We start from the raw sequence: 20,626 nt of genomic DNA on the forward strand, positions 1-20,626 counted from the left end.
GCATCCATATTCGGGATACGAGATTGCATCGATTACGCTGCGACTGCCGCGTGCTTCTTCTTGTGCTGGATCGAGCTCCACAGCGAAGCCAGGATGAAGGCCAGGCCGACGCCGCCGGTGATCAGCTCGGGCACGTGCATGTGCATGCTGACCAGCATGATCACGGCCAGGATGCCGATCGCGTAGTGCGCGCCGTGCTCCAGGTAGACGAACTCGTCGAGCGTGCCCTGGCGCACCAGGTAGACCGTCATCGAACGCACGAACATCGCGCCGATCGCCAGGCCCAGCATGATGATCACGACGTCGCTGGTGATCGCGAATGCCCCGATCACGCCGTCGAAGCTGAACGATGCATCCAGCACCTCGAGGTACAGGAAGCCGCCGATACCGCCCTTTTTGACCATGTCGCCGACGTCGCTGTTCGCGTCCGATTCGCTCTTCTCGAGCAGGCCGGAGATCATGTCGACGCCGATGTACACCAGGATGCCCCACAGGCCGGCGACCAGCACGATCATCTTCTGCCCTTCGGCGATCCAGCTCGTCGAGTACATCAGGGCGCCCAGCGCCACCAGCACCGAGATCGAGGACACCTTGCCGAGCGAGCCGATCTTGCGCTCGATGTTGCCCAGCCAGTGCACTTCCTTTTCGTCATCCAGCATGAAATTCAGGAAGACCAGCAGCAGGAACATGCCGCCAAAGGCCGCCACTTCCGCATGGTGCTCGGTCAGGTGGCCGGAGAACTCCTTCGGATTCGTCAGCGCCAGGTTCCAGACTTCGGTCATGCCGAGGTCGGCCGCCACGGCGACGATCACCAGCGGGAACACCAGGCGCATGCCGAACACGGCAATGATCATGCCCAGGCCCAGGAACAGCTTGAGCCAGAATTCATTCCAGCCTTTCAGCACCGAGGCGTTGACCACCGCGTTGTCGAAAGACAGTGAGACTTCCATTACCGACAGGATCGCGCAGACACCGAGCGCCGTAACCATGCCGGCGATGCCGCCATGGTCGTAACCCCACCAGCCTGCCAATGCCAGGCAGACGGCGGTCACGATGAATGACCACGTAAAGTGCTTCATGTTGTTGTTTCCCCTTGTTGTTGAGTTGTGTTGTCAATTACCGCAACACGATATTAGTTTATACAACCGACCCGCGCAGTATGGGGCTTGCACCAATCTTGAAAAAGCGAAGATAATCGAAGCGTTACTTCGTAAAAACAGAAGAGATGAATCATTCCCCACCGAATTTCCGCCACCTCTATTATTTTTGGGTCGTCGCCAAGGAAGGCAGCATCACGCGCGCCGCCGAACGGCTGGGCCTGGCGATCCAGACTGTCAGCACCCAGCTGGCCCAGCTGGAACTCGCCATGGGCAAGTCCCTGTTCACCCAGCAGGGCCGGCGCCTGAACCTGACCGAGGCGGGCCGGCTGGCCCTATCCTACGCCGACCAGATTTTCCTGCTCGGCGAGCAGATGCAGGAAGCGCTGGCGGAATCGGACAGCGCGCGCACCCGCCTGACGGTCGGGATTTCCGATTCGCTGCCCAAGCTGACCGCCTACCGCCTGCTCGAGATCGCCACCCGGCTGCCGCGCCCGGTGCGCCTCGTGTGCTACGAAGGGGAATTCGACGAATTGCTGGCCGACCTGGCCCTGCACAAGCTCGACGTGGTGCTGACCGACCGCGCGGTGCGCTCGGGCACGACGCTGCGCGTGTTCAGCCACCTGCTGAGCGACAGCGAAACCATCGTGGCCGGCTCGCCGCCGCTGGTGAAGGACTGGGGCATGGATTTCCCGCGTTCACTGAACGGCGCGCCTTTCCTGCTCCCAACGCGCAACAATGCCCTGCGCGGCAAGATCGACGAATGGTTCGAGATGCAGGACGTGCGCCCCGACGTGGTCGGCGAATTCGAGGACAACGCCCTGCTTACCACCTTCGGCCGGCGCGGCCTGGGCCTGTTCTTCGCCCCGGCGGCCCTGGCCCACGACATCGAGGAACAGTTCAACGCCGTGCTGGTCGGGCGCGTGCCGCAGGTGCGCGAGCACTTCTATGCCGTGTCGAACGAGCGCAAGATCAAGCATCCGGCCGTGGAAGCGATCCTGTCGGCGGTCCACAAGGGCGTGCTGGCCGGCACCTAAGCGGAGCTGTGGGAGCATGAGCGGTACAATGCCATCGGCTATTGCCATTTTTTAACTCAACACTTTCAATGGATAACTTTTTATTTGTCGTTCTCGCCCTGTTCCTGGTGGCGCTGAACGGCTTCTACGTGGCGGCTGAATTCAGTATCGTCACGTTGCGCAAGACCCGCGTCCACGCCATCGCCAAGACCAGCGGCCTGCGCGGACGCATCCTGGGCAAGGTCCACGGCCAGCTCGACGCCTACCTTTCCGCCTGCCAGCTGGGCATCACCCTGGCCTCGCTCGGCCTGGGCTGGGTCGGCGAACCGGCCTTCGCCAGCCTGCTCGAACCGGTGTTCGCCTTGCTGGGCGTCACCTCGCCCGAGCTGATCCACGGCGTATCCTTCGTGGTGGCCTTCTCGGTCATCTCCTTCCTCCACATCGTGGTCGGCGAACTGGCGCCCAAGACGCTGGCGATCCGCCTGCCCGAGGAGGTGGCGCTGTGGACCGCCATCCCGCTGTATGCCTTCTACTGGGCGATGTACCCGGCGATCGCCCTGCTCAACGCCAGCGCCAACATGGTGCTGCGCATCGCCGGCCTGGCAGGCAGCGGCGGACACGAAACCCATTACTCGACCGACGAGCTCAAGCTGATCCTGCGCACCAACACCAGCACGACGGGATCGAAGTTCACGACCGACGAGCGCAACATCCTGGCGCAGTCGCTCGACTTCAGCCAGCTCACCGTGTCCGACCTGATGCGGCCGATCAACGAGGTCAGCGCGCTGTACGCCAGCCGCTCGCTCGAGGAAAACATGGAGACGGTGCGCCGCAACCGCTTCTCGCGCTACCCCTATTTCGACGAGGAAGGCGAGGAAGTGCTGGGCGTGATCCACCTGAAGGACCTGTTCTTCGCCCAGCAGGCCGGCCGCACCATCACCGACCTGACCCAGCACCTGCGCCCGGTCGAGACCATCTCGGCGCGCACCAAGGCGCAGGACATCTTCCGCCGCTTCAAAAGCGGCGCTCCGCATTTCGCGCTGATCGGCGAAAAGGGCAAGCGCCCGGTCGGCTTCATCACCCTCGACAACCTGCTGGGCGCGATGGTGGGCGAGATCCGCGACGAGTTCCGCATGAACGAGAACGACTGGATGTCCCAGCCCGACGGCACCTATATCGGCAAGGCCAGCCTGCCGATCTTCTCGCTCGAGCGCCTGCTCGGGATCGACATCGACAACGAGGAGATGGGCCTGGACGACGTCGAATCGGTGGGCGGCCTCCTGATGGCCAAGCTGGGCGACATCCCGAAGCAGGGCCAGCGCATCGGCTTCCCGCACTTCGATGTGGTGGTCAAGAAGATGAACGGGCCGCGCATCCTGCTGGTGAAGGTCTACCCGCACGCGGCGCGCGCGGACGGGGACGTCGAGCACGACTGAGCCTCACGCTCCTATGGCGCGTGCTGTCCGGGACGAGCGAACGGACAATCTGCACCCGGTGCATTGACCGGGTCAGCACCTGCACTGATGTGCCCGGCAGGGCCGGTGGCTGTTACCATGATGTTTTTTACAATGGAGCAATTATGGAACTGCTGGCGGACCCGAATGTCTGGATTGCCTTCTTCATGCTGAGCGCCCTCGAGATCGTGCTCGGCATCGACAATATCATTTTCATTTCAATCCTGGTGGGCCGCCTGCCGCCGGAAATGCGCGACAAGGCAAGGCGCCTGGGCCTGGGTTTCGCCATGGTGTCGCGCCTGCTGCTGCTGTTCTCGCTCAGCTGGGTGATGGGACTGACGGCGGACTTGTTCAACGTATTCGGCCAGGGCATCAGCGGACGCGACCTGGTGCTGCTGTTCGGCGGTCTGTTCCTGCTCTACAAGGCCTCGCATGAAATCTTCGTCGAGGTGGAGGCCAAGGACGAGGCCGGACCGCAGGACGTCGCGGGCAGCACCGCTGCGGCTGCGGCAACGAACAAGCTGTTCTGGAGCATCATCGGCCAGATTGCCGTGATCGACATCGTGTTCTCGCTCGATTCGGTCATCACCGCGGTGGGCATGGTGGACCAGATCAGCGTGATGGTCGCGGCCGTGATCTTCTCGGTGCTGGTGATGCTGGTCGCGGCCAAGCCGATCGGCGACTTCGTGGACCGCCATCCCTCGGTCAAGGTGCTGGCGCTGGCCTTCCTGGTCATGGTCGGCATGGCGCTGACGGCCGAAGCCTTCGATGCCGATATCCCGAAAGGCTATATCTACGCCGCCATGGCCTTCTCGCTGGCGGTGGAAGCGCTCAACATCCGCGCGCGCGCCAAGCGCAAGGCCTTGCTGCCGAGGATCTAGCCGGCCGCTCGGGTGGGGCTGCGGTGGGATTGGGTGGATTTTTCCGCCGGCCGCGCGTGCTATCTTTCCCTCTTCATTCACGGAAAGGAGCACGCATGGTCCGGACAATCCTGGCCTTCATGCTGGGCGCCGCCTGCGCGGCGGCCCAGGGCGCGCAGGCGATGACCGCTCCCGCCGACGCGGCTGCGCTGCGGGAACTGCAGGATGCCTGCAAGCTCGATGCGAAACCGGGCGCCCCGCTCGCCCACGTGCAGTCGCGCGCCGTCGCGGCCAGCCCCGGCGACCTGCCCTACGTCGAAGCGCGCTCGCGCCTGACCGGCTCGAGCGTGCGGATCTATCACGATCCGGAACTCGCCGATGCCGCGGCAGCGAAGATCTCCTGCTTCATGGGCCTGCTCGACCTGTTGCCGGCCGCGCTGGCGGACAGGCGCCGCAATGTCGCATGGTCGCCCATGGTCATTACGCGCCAGGCGAACTACATCCCGCCGAAACGCGACGGTGAACTGCGCTGGGTGAACGTGTTCAGCTCCGGCGCCTGGGATGCGAAGACCCTTGCCTTCCTGATCGATACGATGCCGCACGAGGAGGTGCATTTCGCCCAGGGCGAGGAGTTCAAGCTGCCGCGCTGGTTCTCGGAAGGCCATGCCGAGTGGGCGAGCCTGCAGGTTACCGGGATGGTCCGGCCGGACCTGGCCAGCAGCGGCCGCGCCCGCTACGCCGAGGCCTTCGCCAGGCTCGGCAAGGCGCGTCTCGGCGCCTGGGGCGGCGTGCGGGTCAGGCCGGAAGCCATCGAAAGACAGTTGAGCGCGGAAGACCGGGAGCGCCGGGCCAGGGATCCTTCCTATCAGCCGAAGGGTCCCTTCAGTTTCAAGCCGGGCGATTTCGTCGAGGATGACGGCGACGAAGAGGGCCGCTACGGCGCCGCACTGGCCCTGTTCGGCGGCCTCGAGCAGCGGCACGGACGCGCAGCCGTGCAAGCCTGGGTCCGTGCGGTATTGGACGGCAAGGACGCCGCCCGGATCGTCCCCCTCGCCAGGGAGATGCTCGGCGAGGACCTCACACCGCTGCTGCGCTGAGGCCTGGCGCTTCAGTGGGGCATGCGCTCGCCGGGGCGCATGGTCAGCACCTTTACGCCATGCCGGGTCACGGCAACGGTATGCTCGAACTGGGCGGACAGCAGGCCGTCGCAGGTGACGACGGTCCAGCCGTCGTCCTCGGTGCGCACGGCATGCCGTCCCTGGTTGAGCATCGGTTCGATGGTGAAGGTCATCCCTTCGCGCAGCACCATGCCGGTCTGCGGCCGGCCCCAGTGCAGCACCTGGGGCGGCTCATGCATCTCGCGTCCGATGCCGTGGCCGCAGTAGTCGCGCACCACCGAATAGCCATGCCTGCGCGCGTGGCGCTCGATGGCGTGGCCGACGTCGCCCAGGCGGGCGCCGGGACGGACGGCCCGGATGCCCTTCCACATCGCCTCGTAGGTCACGTTTACCAGCCGCCTGGCAGCCGGCGAGACGTCGCCGACCAGGTAGGTCTTGCTGGAATCGGCGATATAGCCGTTCTTCTCGAGCGTGATATCGAGGTTGACGATGTCCCCATCCTGCAGGATCTCGGCATCCGACGGAACGCCGTGGCAGACCACCTGGTTGCGCGAGGAATTCAAGGCGTAGGCATAACCATACTGGCCCTTGCTGGCCGGGCGCGCGCCGAGCGCATCGACGATGAAACGGTCGACCAGGTCATTGACCGTCATGGTCGACATGCCGATCAGGCTCAGGCTGTCGAGATGGGCGAACACGCCCGCCAGCAGCCGGCCCGACTCGGCCATGAGCGCGATTTCTTCCGGCCGCTTGATCATGCCGCGGATGCCTTCACGGCGCCCAATGGTCCCCCTGCCAGCTTGAGCGCCTCGGGCGCCACCCCGGCGGCCTTCAGCTCAGCGGCGATGATCTCGTTGAAGCTCAGCGTCGGGTTCATCTCGCACAGCATGCCGATCTTGATCCAGAACGCGGCCTGCGCGTTGATCGAACGGCAGGACACGCCGCTGGCCTTGCGGATCTGGTCATGCACCTCGTCGTCGATGTTAACAATACCCATGTGTACACTCCATATATGTTCCGTATATGGATTGTATACGAAACTGGAATCAATGCAACATGCGGGCTCGGCTGCAGCCCTGCTACCGCGCCCGTACGACAATGCAGTACGAGTCGGTTGTGGTACGGGCGGATCACCTGGATACCGCCCGATCCGCGAACCGGAGTCCAGCTCCAACGTTGACGGAGTCGGGAAGTCCGGCAGGTTCGGACGAGCGGAAATACCACTGGATGACGCGCCGGGAAGGAGCGTTCGGCTGCGCCCCCCGGTTCAGGCCTTGGTATCCTGGCGGATCACCCGGTCGGGCGTACCGGTCCATTCCGTCATCAGGGAGTAGCCCACCGCCAGCAGGGTGGGGCCGATGAACATGCCGACGAAGCCGAAGGCGATGACGCCTCCCAGCACGCCCAGCAGGGTGAGCAGGAAAGGCAGGCTGCTGCCGCGGCTGATCAGCATGGGCCGTACGATGTTGTCGACGCCGCTGATCAGGACGGCGCCCCAGATCACCATGAAGATCGCCCAGCCGGTCTCGTGCTGCAGGAACAGCCAGAACGCCGCGCCGCCCCAGATGATGGGCGGGCCGACCGGGATCAGGGAGGAGATGAAAACCATCACCGACAGCAGCGGCACCGCCGGCACGCCGGCGATGGTGAAACCGATCGCGGCCACGACGGCCTGCGCCAGCGCCGTGCCGAGCAGGCCGTACATGACACCGCGCACCGTCTGGCTGACCGTGTGCGAGACCGATTCGGCGCCCTCGCCCATCACCCGGCGCATGGTCACGGCAACCACCTCGAGCAGGGCCCTGCCGTCGCGGTAGAAGAAGAAGCTGACGAAAGCGGCCAGGCTGAGCTGGACGACGCCGGTGCCGAGCATCAGGCCGCCGGCCAGCAGGTAGCGGCGCGCCGGCTCCAGCATGCGCTGGGCCAGCGCAATCATCTGCTCGCGGCTGGCCACCAACTGGCGCAGGTAGGTATCGAGCGACTCGCCCACCAGCGGGATCTCGCGCACCCAGGGGGGCGGCATCAGCTCGCGGTGCTCGATCGCGGCGCGCAGTTCGGTGAAGCCGTGGGCAACGTCGTCGACCAGGTTGTAGGCCACCATCGCCAGCGGAATGATGACGAGCAGCGTGAGCGTCAGCGTCATGGTGAGCGCCGCCAGGGTGCGGTGGCCGCGCATGGCGTCCTGCAGGCGCAGGTACAGGGGCCAGGAAGAGATCACGACGCAGGCCGCGAACAGGATCGCGGCCAGGAAAGGCTTGAGGACGTAGAGGCAGCCCAGCGTCAGCAGGACGACAATGGCGATGCGAGTGTAGTTCCTGCCTGCGCGTTGTTCCATGCCGTCCCTGTTCGATGGTGTTTACACCATCATAACAGGGACCGAAAACGGCTGACTTAGATGCTGCTTACAGCAGCTGGCGCAGGTCAGCGGCAATTGGCGCCGGGCCGGCGTTGTGGCGCACGAACAGGCGCAGCTTGCCCTCGCGGTCGAAGACGTAGCTGCCGGCCATATGGTCCACCGTGTAGTTCGCCGGATCGTCGCCGGACGGGGTCTTGGAGTAGAACACCTTGAACTCCTTGGCCGTGCGCGCGGTGGCTTCCTTGTCGCCGTACAGGCCAATAAAGCTCGGATGGAAGGCCGGTACGTAGGCGGCGAGCAGTTCGCGGGTGTCGCGCTCGGGATCGAGCGTGACGAACAGCACCTGCACGTCCTTGGAGGCCGGGCCCAGTTCCTTCATCACGGCGGCCATCTCGGCCATCGTGGTCGGGCACACGTCCGGGCACTGGGTATAGCCGAAGAACAGCACCACCAGCTTGCCCTTGAAATCCTGCAGCGTGCGCGGCTTGCCGGTGTGGTCGAGCAAGGAGAAGCCCTTGGCGTAATCGAGGCCGGTCACGTCGGTGTTATTGAAGGCGGCGCTTTTTGTCGATAATTTGGTCGACAGCTTGTCGCAGCCGGCCACCAGTACCGCTGCGCTCAGCATCAGCACGCTCAGGAGTGTTTTCATGGCTCAGAATTTGAAGTAATGGTCGACCAGCAGTGCCGCGAACAGCAGCGAGAGATAGACGATGGACCAGGTAAAGGCATTGCGCGCGGCCATGTCGCTGTAGTTCTTGTGCACGCGCCAGGAGTGGCGCAGGAAGACGAGGTTGAGTACGACGGCCGCTGCCAGGTAGATCAGGCCGCTCATGCCGACGGCGAAGGGCAGCAAGGTGGTTGCCGCCAGCGCGATGGTATATAGCCATACTTGCAGGCCGGTGTACTGCATGCCGTGAGTAATCGGCAACATCGGCAGGCCGGAACGGGCGTAGTCCTCGCGCCGGTACATCGCCAGCACCCAGAAGTGCGGCGGGGTCCAGACGAAGATGATCAGCACCAGCAGCCAGGCCTGCATCGGCACCTCGCCGGCAACGGCGGCCCAGCCCAGGGCCGGCGGCATGGCGCCCGACAGGCCGCCGATCACGATGTTCTGCGGCGTGGCCGGCTTGAGCAGCATGGTATAGATGAAGGCGTAGCCGACGAAGGTAACGAAGGTCAGCCACATGGTGAGCGGATTGACGAAGGCGTACAGGATGTACATGCCCAGGCCGCCGATGACGGCCGAGAACACGATCGTCTGGGTGCTGGTGAGCTCGCCCATGGCGGTGGCGCGCCGCGCCGTGCGCGCCATGCGCGCGTCGATCTTGGCCTCCACCAGGCAGTTCACGGCAAAGGCGGCGCCCGCCAGCAGCCAGATGCCGGCGGTGCCGGCGACCAGCACCTGCCAGCCAGGGAAACCGTCGGTGGCGAGGAACATCCCGATCACCGCGCAGAACACGGCCAGCTGCGTGACGCGTGGTTTGGTCAGGGCCCAGTACTGGGCAACGCGGCTCGGCGGTTTGTGGAGGGCGGTCTGGGTCGTCATCGATGGGGTGCTGGCTGGCTCGAATCGCGGCAGCGCCGCGGCCTGGGCTACGGCGACCAGGTCGCGGCTTGCATCATGGCTAACATCGCTCATGCTGCGCGGTTCACTTCAAGTTGCTGTTTCACCCGGTAGTTTAACATGGTCACCAGCAGGACCATCAGGGCCGCCCCCGCGTTATGCAATACGGCGATGGCGAGCGGGAAGTCCAGGTAGACGGTCGCGATACCGGTCAGCAATTGCACGAACAAGAGAATGGCCAGCCAGCGCGCGTGTTTCGCCAGGTAGGCGTGGCGTCGCGCACGCCATGCCAGGAGGCCGAGCACGGCAACGACGACGATGGCGAAGTTACGGTGCACCCAATGGATGGCGACCAGCGCCGGGAACGGCAGGTAGTTGCCCGCCGCCGTCTTGCCCAGCTCGCGCCACAGGTGGAAACCGTGCTCGAAGTCCATCTGGGGCAGCACCTGGCCGTCGCACAGCGGGAACTCGTCGCAGGCGAGGGTCGCGTAGTTGGTGCTCACCCAGCCGCCCAGCGCGATCTGCATCGTGACGACCACGGCGGCGAGGATGGCCAGGGTACGCACGCCGCACAGCGCGGCATCGACGGCGCCCCGATCGGCGCCCAGATCGGCGCCCCGATCGGTGCCATTGCGCGCGCTGGGCGCAGGCGGATGCATCAGGTAGTCTTCGCGCCCGCCGAGCCAGGCCAGCAGCGCCAGCAGGCCCATGCCCAGCAGCAGGTGGATGGTGACGATGACCGGCTGCAGCTTGAGGGTGACGGTCCAGGCGCCGAAAGCGCCCTGGATGCAGACGAACACGAACAGGGCAAGCGGGATGCCCGGCTTGAAGGCCTGCATCTTCGTCTTGCGCCACTGCACGGTCGCGGTGATGAGCAGGGCCATGATGATCACGCCGATGCCCATCGCCAGGTAGCGGTGGATCATCTCGATCCAGGCCTTGGCCACCGTGACGGGGCCGGTCGGCATGGCCGCCTCGGCGGCGGCGATCTGCTCGTGCGCCAGGAACGGGTTCGCCATGCCGTAGCAGCCCGGCCAGTCCGGGCAGCCGAGCCCGGAGTCGGTCAGGCGGGTGAAGGCGCCGAACACGATGATGTCGAAGGTCAGGAACACGGCCACCCAGACCAGCTTGCGGAACTTGTTGGCGCTCGACGACATCCATACCATCGACAGCGGCAGCAAGGCCACGAGCAGGCCCATCAGGGCCAGTTGTAACAGGGACGAAGCTTGCATGATGAATTCTTGCTCCGTCGGCTTAACCGATTGCAGATGCCTTGAGCAGCTTGGCAATGTCCTTATAGACCTTGCGCACGTCCGGATCGAGCGGGAAGCGCATCATCAGGTTGCCCAGCGGGTCGATCAGGTAGATGTGGTCGGCAGGCTGCGTGCCCTCCCCGGCCGGCAGCCAGGTATTGACGGTGTCCCGAGGCGCGCGCAGCAGGTGCATGCCGTCGTACTGGCGAATCGTCATCGTGTCGAGCGGCTGCGCGTCGGTCACCAGCCACACGCGTTCGATGCGGTTCATGTTCTTGCCCTGCATCAGGCGCCATTGGCGCATCGCGAACAGCTGTTTCTGGCAGGCTTCCAGGCATTCGCCGCCGCCCACCTTCAGCATGATCCACTTGCCCTTGAAGTCTTCCAGGGTCTGGGGGCGGCCGTCGAGGGTCGAGCTGGCCATGGCCGGGATCGGCCGGGTGCGCGGATCGATCAGGGTGCCGTAGTTGGTTCGGCCGGCCGGCTTGATGACGTAATAGGTCAGGTAGGACAGGATCATCGGCGCGGCGCAGACCAGCAGCACCGCGAACAGCTTCCAGCGTCCCCTGCGTTTTGCCGTGGCAGGATCAGCGCTCGCCTGCTCGTGTTTCACTTTTTCCTGCATCAGCTTTTCTTGATCCACTTCGGAATCCCGTTATCACAAAGAAGAGGACGGCCATGGCCGCCAGTGCGTACCACTGGAAGGCGTAGCCGCGGTGCTTGTCGATCCCGCTCGAGGGCGAGGGCCAGACGCGCAGCAGCACGTCGTCCGGGTTCGGCTGGTCCGGACCGGTCTGCTGCACGAAGAAGGGCTGCAGCCTTAGTCCGGTGGCCTTGGCCGCCAGGGCAGGATCGATGTTCTGGACGATGGCCTTCGGCGCCAGCGGCGCGGCTTCCCCCAGGTTCATGACCTGCCCGGCGGAAGCGACGGCGATGCCCTCGATGGTGACCGTACCGGCCGGCGTGGCGAAGGCCGGCAGCCTGCCGTACTCGGCCTCGCGCGGCAGCCAGCCGCGCATTACGAGCACATGTGTGTGCGAACCCGCGATTTTAAACGGCATCACGAGGTAGTAGCCAGGCCGCCCGGCCATCGGGCGGTTGGCCAGGAACAGCGGCCAGCCGGCAACGAACTCGCCGGTGGCGGTGACACGGCGGTATTCGAGGGCGGCGGCAGGCGTGAGGGCGGGGCCGAGGGCCACGGGGGGCTCGACGGCAAGGGCGGCCAGTTTGTCCTGCACGGCCGCCTTGTGGGCTGCCCTGCCCTGCTGCCAGTTACCAAGTGCAATACCCAAAAGGGCAAGGGCAAGTGCGGCGATGAAGGGAACAGGACGAAAATGGAAGGGGAACCGCATTACAATGATGCCTCAACCTTTACCGGGCCAACCATGAAACTCTTCGTTGCGATTGCCTTCATCCTCATCCTTGCCAGCCTCGCATCGGCATTCTTCTTCCTGATGCGCGACAAAGGCCAAAGCAATCGGACAGTGCATGCGCTGGCGATGCGGGTCGGCCTGTCGATCACGCTGTTCCTGTGCCTGCTCGGCGCGTACAAGATGGGATGGATTGCGCCGACGGGGATTCGCTGAAGCAAACACGCGCACCTTACAAGCGTAGCGTGGGCGGGGTCATTTCTGGCAGTGCCAGAAATGACAAACCGCCCACGCGTTCAAATCACGTATCCCGGCCCGCTCCGAAGCTGCTCATGGGCTGCTTGAACGCGCGGGGTGATTCGGGCCGGTGGCCCGAATTACGAGCCGCCCACCCTACGTACTACTCAGATCTTACAGCCAGTACACCACGACGTACAGGCCCAGCCACACGACGTCGACGAAGTGCCAGTACCAGGCCGCGCCTTCGAAGCCGAAGTGGTTGTCGGCCGTGAAGTGGCCCTTGAGTACGCGGTACAGGACCACCGATAGCATGATGGCGCCGATTGTCACGTGGAAGCCGTGGAAGCCGGTCAGCATGAAGAAGGTCGAACCGTAGATGCCCGAGGTCAACTTCAGGTTCAGGTCGGCATAGGCGTGCATGTATTCGTACACCTGGACGCCCATGAAGATGGCGCCCAGCAGGATGGTGGCGAACAGCCACAGGGCCGTCTTCGAGCGGTTGCCGGCGCGCAGCGCGTGGTGCGAGATGGTCAGGGTGACGCCCGACAGCAGCAGCAAGGCGGTGTTGATGGTCGGGAGCGGGAACGGGCCCATGGTCTGGAAGTTGTCGACCACGCCGGCCGGGCCGGTGTTGCCCCAGGTCGGTGCGAAATCCGGCCACAGGACCTTGTGGTCGAGGTCGGACAGCCAGGGCATCGAAATGACGCGGGCATAGAACAGCGCACCGAAGAAGGCGCCGAAGAACATCACTTCCGAGAAGATGAACCAGCCCATCGACCAGCGGTAGGACACGTCGATGCGCCTGCCGTACATGCCCGACTCGGATTCCTTGATGGCGTCGCCGAACCAGAAGTACAGCACCACCAGGGTGGCGGCGATGCCGGCCAGGCACACGGCCGCGCCCCACGGCGTACTGTTGACCCATGCGGAGGCGCCGATCATGGTCACCAGCAGTGAAATGCCGGCGAACATCGGCCAGCGGGACGGGCCTGGCACGAAATAGTATGGCGCGGTGTGTGGCGAACTCATTTTCATCTCCTCAAGCTGATTCTTTAATTTTCGGGTGATTCTTTTGTCGCTGATTCTGTCGTGATGCGCTTGTCCGGCGTACCCGCCCGGCGTTACCGATTACTGCGATACCGCGAACCGTACTGCCAGCACCAGCAGCCCGATGAAGATTGCCGCCCCGATCAGTCCGGCAATGATCACGTGGACCGGGTTCAGGTTGGCGGCGTCGTGCTCATAGTCGCGGCGCTTGCGCACGCCGAAGAATGACCAGAACACCGCTTTCATCGTCGCCAGGAAACTGGCCGGCCTCTTGTGCACCTTCTGCTGCGGTTTTTCGTCCATTTACTGTACTACCGCCGTCTTCGCCGACGCCGTCTGCACCGCGCCGCCAATCTCGAAGAAGGTGTACGACAAGGTAATGTTCTTCACCTCGCGCGGCAGCTTCGGATCGATGAAGAACACCACCGGCATCTGGCGCGCCTCGTTGGCGGCAAGCGTCTGTTCCTTGAAGCAGAAGCATTCCACTTTCATGAAGTGCGGCGTGGCGCTCTGCGGCGCGTAGCTCGGGATCGCCTGCGCCTTGACCGCCCTGCCTTGCGTATTGACCACCTCGTAGGTGACGGTGGCCAGCTCGCCCGGGTGCACTTCGATGCTGCGCTGGACCGGGCGGAAGCGCCACGGTCCCTGCGAATTCCCATCCAGCTCGACGACGATCTTGCGCGACTTGTCGATCTGGGTGTTGACCGGCGCCTCGACGAACTCGCCCTGCTGGGTCAGCACGTTAATGCCGAGCACTTCGCAGATCTGGCGGTACACCGGCACCAGCGCATACCCGAAACCGAACATCATCACCGCCACCACCACCAGTTTTCCCAGGGTGGAGCGGTTCAGCCGGCGAATCCTGCTGCTGAGGGTCGTCATGTCAGTCCATCAGCAGGAACTTGACGATCACGCTGGCAAAGAAGAACAGCGCGATCGCGCCCAGCACCAGGGCGGTCTTCAGGTTGCTCTTCTTGTGCTGGTCGCGCGTCATGATCACTTCACCTGCGGCGGGGTTTCGAAGGTGTGGAACGGCGCCGGGCTCGGCACGGTCCATTCCAGGCCTTCCGCGCCTTCCCATGGCTTGGCTTCCGCCTTCTTGCCGCCGCGGATGGTCGGCAGCACCACTGCGAACAGGAAGTAGACCTGCGACAGGCCGAAGCCGAAGGCGCCGATCGAGATGATCATGTTGAAGTCGGTGAACTGGGTGGCGTAGTCCGCATAGCGGCGCGGCATGCCGGCCAGGCCCAGGAAGTGCATCGGGAAGAAGGTGATGTTGAAGGTCACCAGCGACAGCCAGAAGTGCCACTTGCCGCGGCCTTCCGGATACATGTGGCCGGTCCACTTCGGCGCCCAGTAGTAGAAGCCGGCGAACAGCGCGAACAGCGAACCGGCCACCAGCACGTAGTGGAAGTGCGCGACCACGTAGTAGGTGTCGTGGACGATGATGTCGATCGGGGTCACGGCCAGGATCAGGCCGGTAAAGCCGCCCATGGTGAACACGAAGATGAAGCCGACCGCGAACAGCATCGGGGTCTCGAAGGTCATCGAGCCCTTCCACATGGTGGCGACCCAGTTGAACACCTTCACGCCGGTCGGCACGGAGATGAGCATGGTGGCGTACATGAAGAACAGCTGCGAGGTCACCGGCATGCCGGTGGTGAACATGTGGTGCGCCCACACGATGAAGGACAGGATCGCGATCGACGCGGTCGCGTACACCATCGAGGCGTAGCCGAACAGCGGCTTGCGGGCGAAGGCCGGGATGATCTGCGACACGATGCCGAAGGCCGGCAGGATCATGATGTAGACCTCGGGGTGGCCGAAGAACCAGAAGATGTGCTGGTACATCACCGGATCACCACCGCCGGCCGCGTTGAAGAACGAGGTGCCGAAGTGGCGGTCGGTCAGGGTCATGGTGATGGCGCCGGCCAGCACCGGCATCACGGCGATCAGCAGGAAGGCGGTGATCAGCCAGGTCCAGCAGAACATCGGCATCTTCATCAGGGTCATGCCGGGAGCGCGCATGTTCAGGATGGTGACGATGATGTTGATCGAGCCCATGATCGACGAAGCGCCCATGATGTGCATGGCGAAGATCGCCATGTCCATGCCCGGGCCCATCTGGGTCGACAGCGGCGCATACAGCGTCCAGCCGGCAGCGGTGGCGCCGCCCGGCGAGAAGAACGAGCCTGCCAGCAGGATCGCCGCCGGCGGCAGCAGCCAGAACGAGAAGTTGTTCATGCGGGCGAAGGCCATGTCCGAGGCGCCCACCTGCAGCGGGATCATCCAGTTGGCGAAGCCCACGAAGGCCGGCATGATCGCGCCGAACACCATCACCAGGCCGTGCATGGTGGTCAGCTGGTTGAAGAACTCGGGGCGGAAGAACTGCAGGCCCGGCTGGTACAGCTCGGTGCGGATCATCAGCGCCAGCACGCCGCCCGAGAGCAGCATGATGAAGGAGAACCACAGGTACAGGGTGCCGATGTCCTTGTGGTTGGTGGCGAACAGCCAGCGGCGGTAGCCGTGCGGATGGTCGTGCGCGTGATCATGGTCATGCGCGTGGCCGTCGTGTGCGTGATCGATGGTGCTGGTAGTCATGTCGATTTCCCTGAAGCTAAATAGCTACTCAGTTGCTAACTTATTTGCTGCGTGCAGCCAGCACTTCCGCCGGTTGAACGATGTTTTCCGCAGCCTTGTTCGACCAGGTGTTGCGGGTATAGGTGATGACGGCGGCGATCTCGGTATCCGAGAGCTGCTTCCAGGCCGGCATCGCCGCCGGATAGGCCGGGGTATCCAGGCCGTTGAGCAGCACATCGATGTTGTGCGCCTTGGCGCCGTTCACCACCTGCGAGCCGTCCAGCGCGGCGAAGGCGTTCGGCACGCCCTTGCCGTTGGCCTGGTGGCAGGCCACGCAGTTGGCGGCGTAGACCTGCTCGCCGCGGGTCTTCAGTTCATCGATGGTCCAGACCTTGTTCGGGTCGTCGGCCAGGGCGGCCATTTTCTTCTTCTCGCCGGCGACCCAGGCAGTATAGTCCTCGGCGGAGACAACGCGCACCACGATCGGCATGAAGGCGTGGTCCTTGCCGCACAGCTCGACGCAATTGCCGCGGTAGACGCCGATCTTGTCGGCGGTGAACCAGCCGTCGCGCACGAAGCCCGGGATGGCGTCCTGCTTGATGGCGAAGGCCGGGATGGTCCAGGCGTGGATCACGTCGTTGGCGGTGAACACCATGCGGATCTTCTTGCCGACCGGGACAACCATCTCGTTGTCCACTTCCATCAGGTAGTTTTCACTTTTCTGCTGGGTGGCTTCCTCGCCTGGCAGGCCGATCTGGGCGCGCGGAGTGGCCAGGTTCGACAGGAAGGAAATGCCGGCGCCTTCGCCGTTCAGGTAGTCATAGCCCCACTTCCACTGCATGCCGGTAGCCTTGATGGTGATGTCGGCATTCGAGGTGTCCTTCAGCGCGATGACGGTCTTGGTGGCCGGCAGGGCCATGCCGATGACGATCAGGAAGGGAACGATGGTCCACGCGATCTCGACGGCGGTCGATTCGTGGAAGGTGGCGGGCTTGTGGCCGAGCGACTTGCGGTGCTTGAACACCGAATAGAACATGACGCCGAACACGCCGACGAAGATGACCAGGCAGACGATCATCATCCAGTTGTGCAGGTCGTAGATGTCGGCGCCGACAGCGTTCACCGGGGTCTGCATGTTCAACTGGTGTTCTTGCGGCCGGCCGGTAATGTTCGGATCGGCTGCCCATGCTGGGATGCTGGCCGTTGCTGCAAGGCCGAACATCCAGGCCCCAAGTCGCGTTGCGTATGTCATGTTGTCCCCAACCACCCAAAATAAAATATTTTCACGGTCGGCAGCTCCATGAACGAACTGCCGCCGCTCCGAAACAAGTTCACAGAAACGGTGTTACTCCAGACCGCGTAGTGCGCTGCGGAACGGTGGGCTACCTGCCGCAGAGGGTTCCCTGCGGTTCTGCTGATGCTGCAATTCATTTCTCTTTTGCGCCTGTCCTGCTGCTTTTTTCAGCGCTTTCCTCGTACAGACGACAAAAATAGCCACTGATTATAATCAAACCAGTAATTTTTATTCAAGGAAAATCGGGCGACGCTGTTGCCTCAGATGTTGCCGTGGGTTATCAGGGCTTGCGCGGCTGGAAACGCACGATGGCCTCGCCTGCCGCCGTCGTCCGCGGCGCCGGCCGGAAGGCATGCCCGTAGATGACCTCGAAGCTGAGTCCGAGCTTGCCGTCGGGACGGCGCCCCGCCTCGAAGGCCTCGAGGAGGCGTCCCCAGGCGGCGCGCCCGATGAGCGAGCGCCGGCGCGTGGCCAGCGGGTTACCGCCGAAGGCGCGGACGTCGCGCAGCAGGCTGGCGGCCGTGTCGTAGGTGACGGTGATGCGTTCCATGTCCATGACCGGGGTGGAAAAACCCGCTTCCACCAGCTGGTCGCCGAAATCGTGCATGTCGACGAAGGGCAGCGTGTGTGGCGTTTCGTCCACGGCGGCAAAGGCGGCGCGCAGCTCGGAGAAGGTATCCGGGCCGAAGGTCGAGAACATCAGCAGGCCATCGACCCGCAGGGCGCGGCGCCACTCGGCGAACACGCGGTCCGGCTGCGGATGCCAGTGCAGCGCCAGGTTCGACCACAGCAGGTCGAGCGAGTTCGCGCCGAAGGGCAGGCTGCCGAAGTCGCCGCACGCGATGTCCACGCCGGCCTTGGCCGGCAGCAGGCGGCTGAGCATCTGGTTCAGCGAGCGCGTGCCCGGGGCCGGCGCCTTGGCGGCCGCAGCCATGGCAGGCACGGCATCGATGCCGAGGATCTGGGCCGCCGGATAGGTTTTTTGCAGCAGGGCCAGGTCGGCCCCGTTCCCGCAGCCGGCGTCGAGCACCTGCCTGGGCACGATTTTCACGAGCTGCAGGCGCTCGTGCATGCGCACCGCGATTTCGCGGCGCAGGAAGTCGGACGCCGCGATGCGGCCGGGTTGGGCGAACAGGGAGCGGACGCGGTCCAGGTCGATCGGCGCGCTCATGCGGGAAGGTTGCGGTGAAGCCATGGTGGTGGTGCGGACAAATGAGATAATGGCGGCAGTGTACATGCTTGCGCCGTTTTACCCGAGCTTGCCCCTGCCTGCGCCCGGACGGAGCCGATGCCCCTGCTTTCCCACCTGTCTCGCTGGCCCGGAACCTGGTTCGCCAACCTGTCCGCCGCCCTGTGCGACAAGCTGCTGCCGTGCAGCTGCGTGCTGTGCGGCGCGCTGGGCGCCGAGCCGGTCTGCCCGGGCTGCTGGACGGCCTGCGCCGGCGCGGCGCAGGCACGCTGCCCGTGCTGCGCCAATCCGGTCGGCGCGCACGAGGCCGGACGCCGCTGCGGCGCCTGCCTGGCCGGGCCGCCCGCTTTCGATGCCACCGTGGCGGCCTGCGACTACGCCGATCCGGTCGACCGGCTGGTGCTGCAGCTGAAGTTCGGCGCCCGCCTGGCCCTGGCGCCGTGGATGGCGCGCCGCCTGCGCGATGCGCTGCGCACGCACGGCGACGCGCCCTTGCCCGACGTGCTGTGCCCGGTGCCGCTGGGGCCGCTCCGCCTGGTCGAGCGCGGCTACAACCAGGCGCTCGAGGTGGCGAAGCCGCTTGCGGCGGCGCTCACGATCCCGCTGGCGCCGCGGCTGGCGCAACGGCTGGTAGAGACCGCGGCCCAGTCGGGCGTGGCGCCGGGCGAACGGCGCCGCAACGTGCGCGGCGCCTTTGCGCTTGCCGACAGTCCCGCGTCGGCGCCGGCGCTGCAGGGCCGGCACGTCGGCGTGGTCGACGACGTCATGACCAGCGGCCATACACTCGATGAACTGGCCGGCGTGCTCAAGCGCGCCGGCGCGACGCGCGTGACGAACCTGGTGTTCGCCCGCACGCCGCCCCACTGAACTGCCCTATCGAAGGAGAACACCTTGTTTCACGTCGTCCTGGTCGAACCGGAAATCCCGCCGAATACCGGCAACGTCATCCGCCTGTGCGCCAACACCGGCGTGCAGCTGCACCTGATCGAGCCGCTCGGTTTCCCCCTGGACGATGCCAAGATGCGGCGGGCGGGACTGGATTACCACGATTACGCGAGCATGAAAGTGCACAAGGACTGGGAGGCCTACCTGCGCGAGGCAAGGCCGGACCCGGCGCGCATGTTCGCCCTGACGACGCACGGCTCCTCGCCGTTCGCCGACGCCCATTTCCGGCCGGGCGACGTGTTCGTGTTCGGCGCCGAGTCGCGCGGCCTCGACCCGGCGCTGCGCGAGAGCTTTCCACCGGCCCAGCGCATCCGCCTGCCGATGCAACCCGGCAACCGCAGCCTCAACCTGTCCAATACGGTGGCCGTGGTCGTCTACGAGGCCTGGCGCCAGAACGGCTACGCCGGCGGAGTATAAGGAACCGCCGACGCCGCGCGCCGCGCTTTCGCGCCACCCATCTCCCTGACATTCCTGATGGCAATGTTACTTATTGTCGCGCGCCTGCGACACAATGTAGAAATAGACTTAAGGTAGCGCGACAGTATGGGGGTAACAGGAGTACGCTGAATCCATGAATTCGTCCACCGGCGCCCCCTGTTATTGCTCGAGGTTTTACATGAAAAAGTTTCTTTCCACCGGCGCCCTGCTCCTCTGCACTGCCGCGTATGCGGACGTCGCCCACGCCGCCCCTGCCGCTACCATCTCGTGGGGGTTTTCCTTCAACGGTTTCTTCGACAGCGTGTCGAACAGTTTCCTGCCCGAGGAAGTCATCTCCGGCTCGTTCAAGGGCCATGACCTCGACAGCGACGGCCTGCTGGAAAAGGACGAGCTGCTGTCGCTCGTGGTCGGCGAGCTCGACTACGTTGCCTGTGCCGCCGCCAGTAACGCGAACTACCAGTGCGGCGCCACCAGCTTCTCGTTTTCACAGGATGCCGGCCTGAGCTTCAGCGTCGGCAGCTACGGCCAGGACCCCGAAGGCTGGGTGGGCGGCGGCCGCCTGATCACCACCGGCGACCAGCACTATGCCTACGATTTCAACCCCAGCCTGACCACCGAGCGCCACCTGTACTGGACCAGCGATACCCGGCTGACCATCATGTCGCAGGCGCCCGAACCGCATACCTGGGCGATGCTGGCCGCCGGCCTGCTCGGCGTGGGCTGGCGCGCCCGTCGCAACCGGCCCCGGTAGGATCACGCCGGGAGCGGTTTTTGCGGCACCGCTCCCGGCGATGTGCTAGGGTTC

At 64.6% G+C, this 20,626-nt stretch carries 24 protein-coding genes; 8 read left to right on the forward strand and 16 right to left on the reverse strand.

Translation table 11 applies throughout. The annotated features are described in order from the left end of the window. Window positions 1–32: 32 nt before the first annotated feature. Window positions 33–1,079, reverse strand: coding sequence for a DUF475 domain-containing protein (locus tag AC56KL_RS11060; RefSeq protein WP_497180206.1), 1,047 nt, complete (start codon window positions 1,077–1,079; stop codon window positions 33–35). A gap of 146 nt (window positions 1,080–1,225) precedes the next feature. Here AC56KL_RS11060 and nhaR point away from each other — a divergent pair, with 146 nt between their 5' ends. From nhaR to AC56KL_RS11080, 4 genes are all read left to right on the forward strand, one after another. Then, window positions 1,226–2,134 (forward strand): transcriptional activator NhaR, encoded by a 909-nt coding sequence (nhaR, locus tag AC56KL_RS11065; RefSeq protein ID WP_497180207.1) that lies wholly within the window; start codon window positions 1,226–1,228, stop codon window positions 2,132–2,134. A gap of 68 nt (window positions 2,135–2,202) precedes the next feature. Further along, window positions 2,203–3,549 carry a hemolysin family protein gene (locus AC56KL_RS11070; RefSeq protein ID WP_497180208.1) on the forward strand — a complete coding sequence of 449 codons (1,347 nt, stop codon included), beginning with the start codon at window positions 2,203–2,205 and terminating at the stop codon, window positions 3,547–3,549. A 140-nt stretch (window positions 3,550–3,689) separates the two neighbouring features. Beyond that, a complete protein-coding gene (locus AC56KL_RS11075) occupies window positions 3,690–4,448 on the forward strand; it encodes a TerC family protein (protein WP_497180415.1) in 759 nt (252 codons plus the stop codon). Window positions 4,449–4,543: 95 nt separating this feature from the next. After that, window positions 4,544–5,524: a hypothetical protein gene (locus tag AC56KL_RS11080; protein ID WP_497180209.1), complete on the forward strand. Its 981-nt coding sequence runs from the start codon at window positions 4,544–4,546 to the stop codon at window positions 5,522–5,524. A gap of 11 nt (window positions 5,525–5,535) precedes the next feature. On the opposite strand, the gene map is transcribed toward AC56KL_RS11080, so the two are convergent. The 8 genes from map to AC56KL_RS11120 form a co-directional block, all read right to left on the reverse strand. After that, the gene (gene map, locus AC56KL_RS11085; protein ID WP_497180210.1) at window positions 5,536–6,303 is read right to left on the reverse strand and encodes a type I methionyl aminopeptidase; all 768 of its coding nucleotides are present in this window, start codon (window positions 6,301–6,303) and stop codon (window positions 5,536–5,538) included. Further along, window positions 6,300–6,542, reverse strand: coding sequence for a ParD-like family protein (locus tag AC56KL_RS11090; RefSeq protein ID WP_497180211.1), 243 nt, complete (start codon window positions 6,540–6,542; stop codon window positions 6,300–6,302). Before AC56KL_RS11090 ends, map begins: the two co-directional genes overlap by 4 nt. A 270-nt stretch (window positions 6,543–6,812) precedes the next feature. Beyond that, on the reverse strand, window positions 6,813–7,880 hold the full coding sequence (locus AC56KL_RS11095; RefSeq protein ID WP_497180212.1) for an AI-2E family transporter: 1,068 nt from the start codon (window positions 7,878–7,880) through the stop codon (window positions 6,813–6,815). A gap of 67 nt (window positions 7,881–7,947) precedes the next feature. Beyond that, the gene (locus AC56KL_RS11100) at window positions 7,948–8,550 is read right to left on the reverse strand and encodes an SCO family protein (protein WP_497180213.1); all 603 of its coding nucleotides are present in this window, start codon (window positions 8,548–8,550) and stop codon (window positions 7,948–7,950) included. Window positions 8,551–8,553: 3 nt separating this feature from the next. Next, complete coding sequence (gene cyoE / locus AC56KL_RS11105; protein WP_497180416.1) at window positions 8,554–9,447, reverse strand: heme o synthase; 894 nt, start codon at window positions 9,445–9,447, stop codon at window positions 8,554–8,556. An 89-nt stretch (window positions 9,448–9,536) separates the two neighbouring features. Further along, window positions 9,537–10,697, reverse strand: coding sequence for a COX15/CtaA family protein (locus tag AC56KL_RS11110; protein ID WP_497180214.1), 1,161 nt, complete (start codon window positions 10,695–10,697; stop codon window positions 9,537–9,539). Window positions 10,698–10,719: 22 nt separating this feature from the next. Further along, on the reverse strand, window positions 10,720–11,343 hold the full coding sequence (locus AC56KL_RS11115; protein WP_497180215.1) for an SCO family protein: 624 nt from the start codon (window positions 11,341–11,343) through the stop codon (window positions 10,720–10,722). Then, window positions 11,306–12,010, reverse strand: coding sequence for an SURF1 family protein (locus AC56KL_RS11120; protein ID WP_497180216.1), 705 nt, complete (start codon window positions 12,008–12,010; stop codon window positions 11,306–11,308). The genes AC56KL_RS11115 and AC56KL_RS11120 overlap by 38 nt, the downstream gene beginning before the upstream one ends. A 93-nt stretch (window positions 12,011–12,103) precedes the next feature. Between AC56KL_RS11120 and AC56KL_RS11125 the strand changes: the two genes are divergently transcribed. Continuing rightward, window positions 12,104–12,304, forward strand: a complete 201-nt coding sequence (locus tag AC56KL_RS11125) for a twin transmembrane helix small protein (protein ID WP_497180217.1) — start codon at window positions 12,104–12,106, stop codon at window positions 12,302–12,304. A 195-nt stretch (window positions 12,305–12,499) separates the two neighbouring features. On the opposite strand, the gene AC56KL_RS11130 is transcribed toward AC56KL_RS11125, so the two are convergent. From AC56KL_RS11130 to AC56KL_RS11160, 7 genes are all read right to left on the reverse strand, one after another. Further along, window positions 12,500–13,357, reverse strand: coding sequence for a cytochrome c oxidase subunit 3 (locus AC56KL_RS11130; RefSeq protein WP_497180218.1), 858 nt, complete (start codon window positions 13,355–13,357; stop codon window positions 12,500–12,502). Between the two features lie 99 nt (window positions 13,358–13,456). After that, on the reverse strand, window positions 13,457–13,678 hold the full coding sequence (locus tag AC56KL_RS11135) for a DUF2970 domain-containing protein (RefSeq protein WP_497180219.1): 222 nt from the start codon (window positions 13,676–13,678) through the stop codon (window positions 13,457–13,459). Continuing rightward, the gene (locus tag AC56KL_RS11140) at window positions 13,679–14,257 is read right to left on the reverse strand and encodes a cytochrome c oxidase assembly protein (protein WP_497180220.1); all 579 of its coding nucleotides are present in this window, start codon (window positions 14,255–14,257) and stop codon (window positions 13,679–13,681) included. Between the two features lies 1 nt (window position 14,258). Further along, a complete protein-coding gene (locus tag AC56KL_RS11145) occupies window positions 14,259–14,369 on the reverse strand; it encodes a cytochrome oxidase small assembly protein (protein WP_497180221.1) in 111 nt (36 codons plus the stop codon). A gap of 2 nt (window positions 14,370–14,371) precedes the next feature. Beyond that, the gene (gene ctaD, locus AC56KL_RS11150) at window positions 14,372–15,976 is read right to left on the reverse strand and encodes a cytochrome c oxidase subunit I (RefSeq protein ID WP_497180222.1); all 1,605 of its coding nucleotides are present in this window, start codon (window positions 15,974–15,976) and stop codon (window positions 14,372–14,374) included. 40 nt (window positions 15,977–16,016) lie between these two features. Continuing rightward, a complete protein-coding gene (gene coxB / locus AC56KL_RS11155) occupies window positions 16,017–17,207 on the reverse strand; it encodes a cytochrome c oxidase subunit II (RefSeq protein ID WP_497180223.1) in 1,191 nt (396 codons plus the stop codon). 322 nt (window positions 17,208–17,529) lie between these two features. Beyond that, window positions 17,530–18,420 (reverse strand): methyltransferase domain-containing protein, encoded by an 891-nt coding sequence (locus tag AC56KL_RS11160; RefSeq protein WP_497180224.1) that lies wholly within the window; start codon window positions 18,418–18,420, stop codon window positions 17,530–17,532. Between the two features lie 117 nt (window positions 18,421–18,537). On the opposite strand from AC56KL_RS11160, the gene AC56KL_RS11165 reads away from it, so the two are divergent. From AC56KL_RS11165 to AC56KL_RS11175, 3 genes are all read left to right on the forward strand, one after another. Further along, window positions 18,538–19,305, forward strand: coding sequence for a phosphoribosyltransferase family protein (locus AC56KL_RS11165; protein ID WP_497180225.1), 768 nt, complete (start codon window positions 18,538–18,540; stop codon window positions 19,303–19,305). 24 nt (window positions 19,306–19,329) lie between these two features. Beyond that, on the forward strand, window positions 19,330–19,800 hold the full coding sequence (gene trmL, locus AC56KL_RS11170) for a tRNA (uridine(34)/cytosine(34)/5-carboxymethylaminomethyluridine(34)-2'-O)-methyltransferase TrmL (protein WP_497180226.1): 471 nt from the start codon (window positions 19,330–19,332) through the stop codon (window positions 19,798–19,800). Between the two features lie 199 nt (window positions 19,801–19,999). Beyond that, window positions 20,000–20,572 (forward strand): PEP-CTERM sorting domain-containing protein, encoded by a 573-nt coding sequence (locus AC56KL_RS11175; RefSeq protein ID WP_497180227.1) that lies wholly within the window; start codon window positions 20,000–20,002, stop codon window positions 20,570–20,572. Window positions 20,573–20,626: the final 54 nt, after the last annotated feature.

Source organism: Telluria sp. ZB4P34, from assembly GCF_059686055.1.

Coding starts and splice junctions, on each gene's coding strand:
- AC56KL_RS11060 (WP_497180206.1), bottom strand. CDS start 1,079: ATGAAGCACTTTACGTGGTCATTCATCGTGACCGCCGTCTGCCTGGCA.
- nhaR (WP_497180207.1), top strand. CDS start 1,226: ATGAATCATTCCCCACCGAATTTCCGCCACCTCTATTATTTTTGGGTC.
- AC56KL_RS11070 (WP_497180208.1), top strand. CDS start 2,203: ATGGATAACTTTTTATTTGTCGTTCTCGCCCTGTTCCTGGTGGCGCTG.
- AC56KL_RS11080 (WP_497180209.1), top strand. CDS start 4,544: ATGGTCCGGACAATCCTGGCCTTCATGCTGGGCGCCGCCTGCGCGGCG.
- map (WP_497180210.1), bottom strand. CDS start 6,303: ATGATCAAGCGGCCGGAAGAAATCGCGCTCATGGCCGAGTCGGGCCGG.
- AC56KL_RS11090 (WP_497180211.1), bottom strand. CDS start 6,542: ATGGGTATTGTTAACATCGACGACGAGGTGCATGACCAGATCCGCAAG.
- AC56KL_RS11095 (WP_497180212.1), bottom strand. CDS start 7,880: ATGGAACAACGCGCAGGCAGGAACTACACTCGCATCGCCATTGTCGTC.
- AC56KL_RS11100 (WP_497180213.1), bottom strand. CDS start 8,550: ATGAAAACACTCCTGAGCGTGCTGATGCTGAGCGCAGCGGTACTGGTG.
- cyoE (WP_497180416.1), bottom strand. CDS start 9,447: ATGACGACCCAGACCGCCCTCCACAAACCGCCGAGCCGCGTTGCCCAG.
- AC56KL_RS11110 (WP_497180214.1), bottom strand. CDS start 10,697: ATGCAAGCTTCGTCCCTGTTACAACTGGCCCTGATGGGCCTGCTCGTG.
- AC56KL_RS11115 (WP_497180215.1), bottom strand. CDS start 11,343: ATGCAGGAAAAAGTGAAACACGAGCAGGCGAGCGCTGATCCTGCCACG.
- AC56KL_RS11125 (WP_497180217.1), top strand. CDS start 12,104: ATGAAACTCTTCGTTGCGATTGCCTTCATCCTCATCCTTGCCAGCCTC.
- AC56KL_RS11130 (WP_497180218.1), bottom strand. CDS start 13,357: ATGAGTTCGCCACACACCGCGCCATACTATTTCGTGCCAGGCCCGTCC.
- AC56KL_RS11135 (WP_497180219.1), bottom strand. CDS start 13,678: ATGGACGAAAAACCGCAGCAGAAGGTGCACAAGAGGCCGGCCAGTTTC.
- AC56KL_RS11140 (WP_497180220.1), bottom strand. CDS start 14,257: ATGACGACCCTCAGCAGCAGGATTCGCCGGCTGAACCGCTCCACCCTG.
- AC56KL_RS11145 (WP_497180221.1), bottom strand. CDS start 14,369: ATGACGCGCGACCAGCACAAGAAGAGCAACCTGAAGACCGCCCTGGTG.
- ctaD (WP_497180222.1), bottom strand. CDS start 15,976: ATGACTACCAGCACCATCGATCACGCACACGACGGCCACGCGCATGAC.
- coxB (WP_497180223.1), bottom strand. CDS start 17,207: ATGACATACGCAACGCGACTTGGGGCCTGGATGTTCGGCCTTGCAGCA.
- AC56KL_RS11160 (WP_497180224.1), bottom strand. CDS start 18,420: ATGAGCGCGCCGATCGACCTGGACCGCGTCCGCTCCCTGTTCGCCCAA.
- AC56KL_RS11165 (WP_497180225.1), top strand. CDS start 18,538: ATGCCCCTGCTTTCCCACCTGTCTCGCTGGCCCGGAACCTGGTTCGCC.
- AC56KL_RS11175 (WP_497180227.1), top strand. CDS start 20,000: ATGAAAAAGTTTCTTTCCACCGGCGCCCTGCTCCTCTGCACTGCCGCG.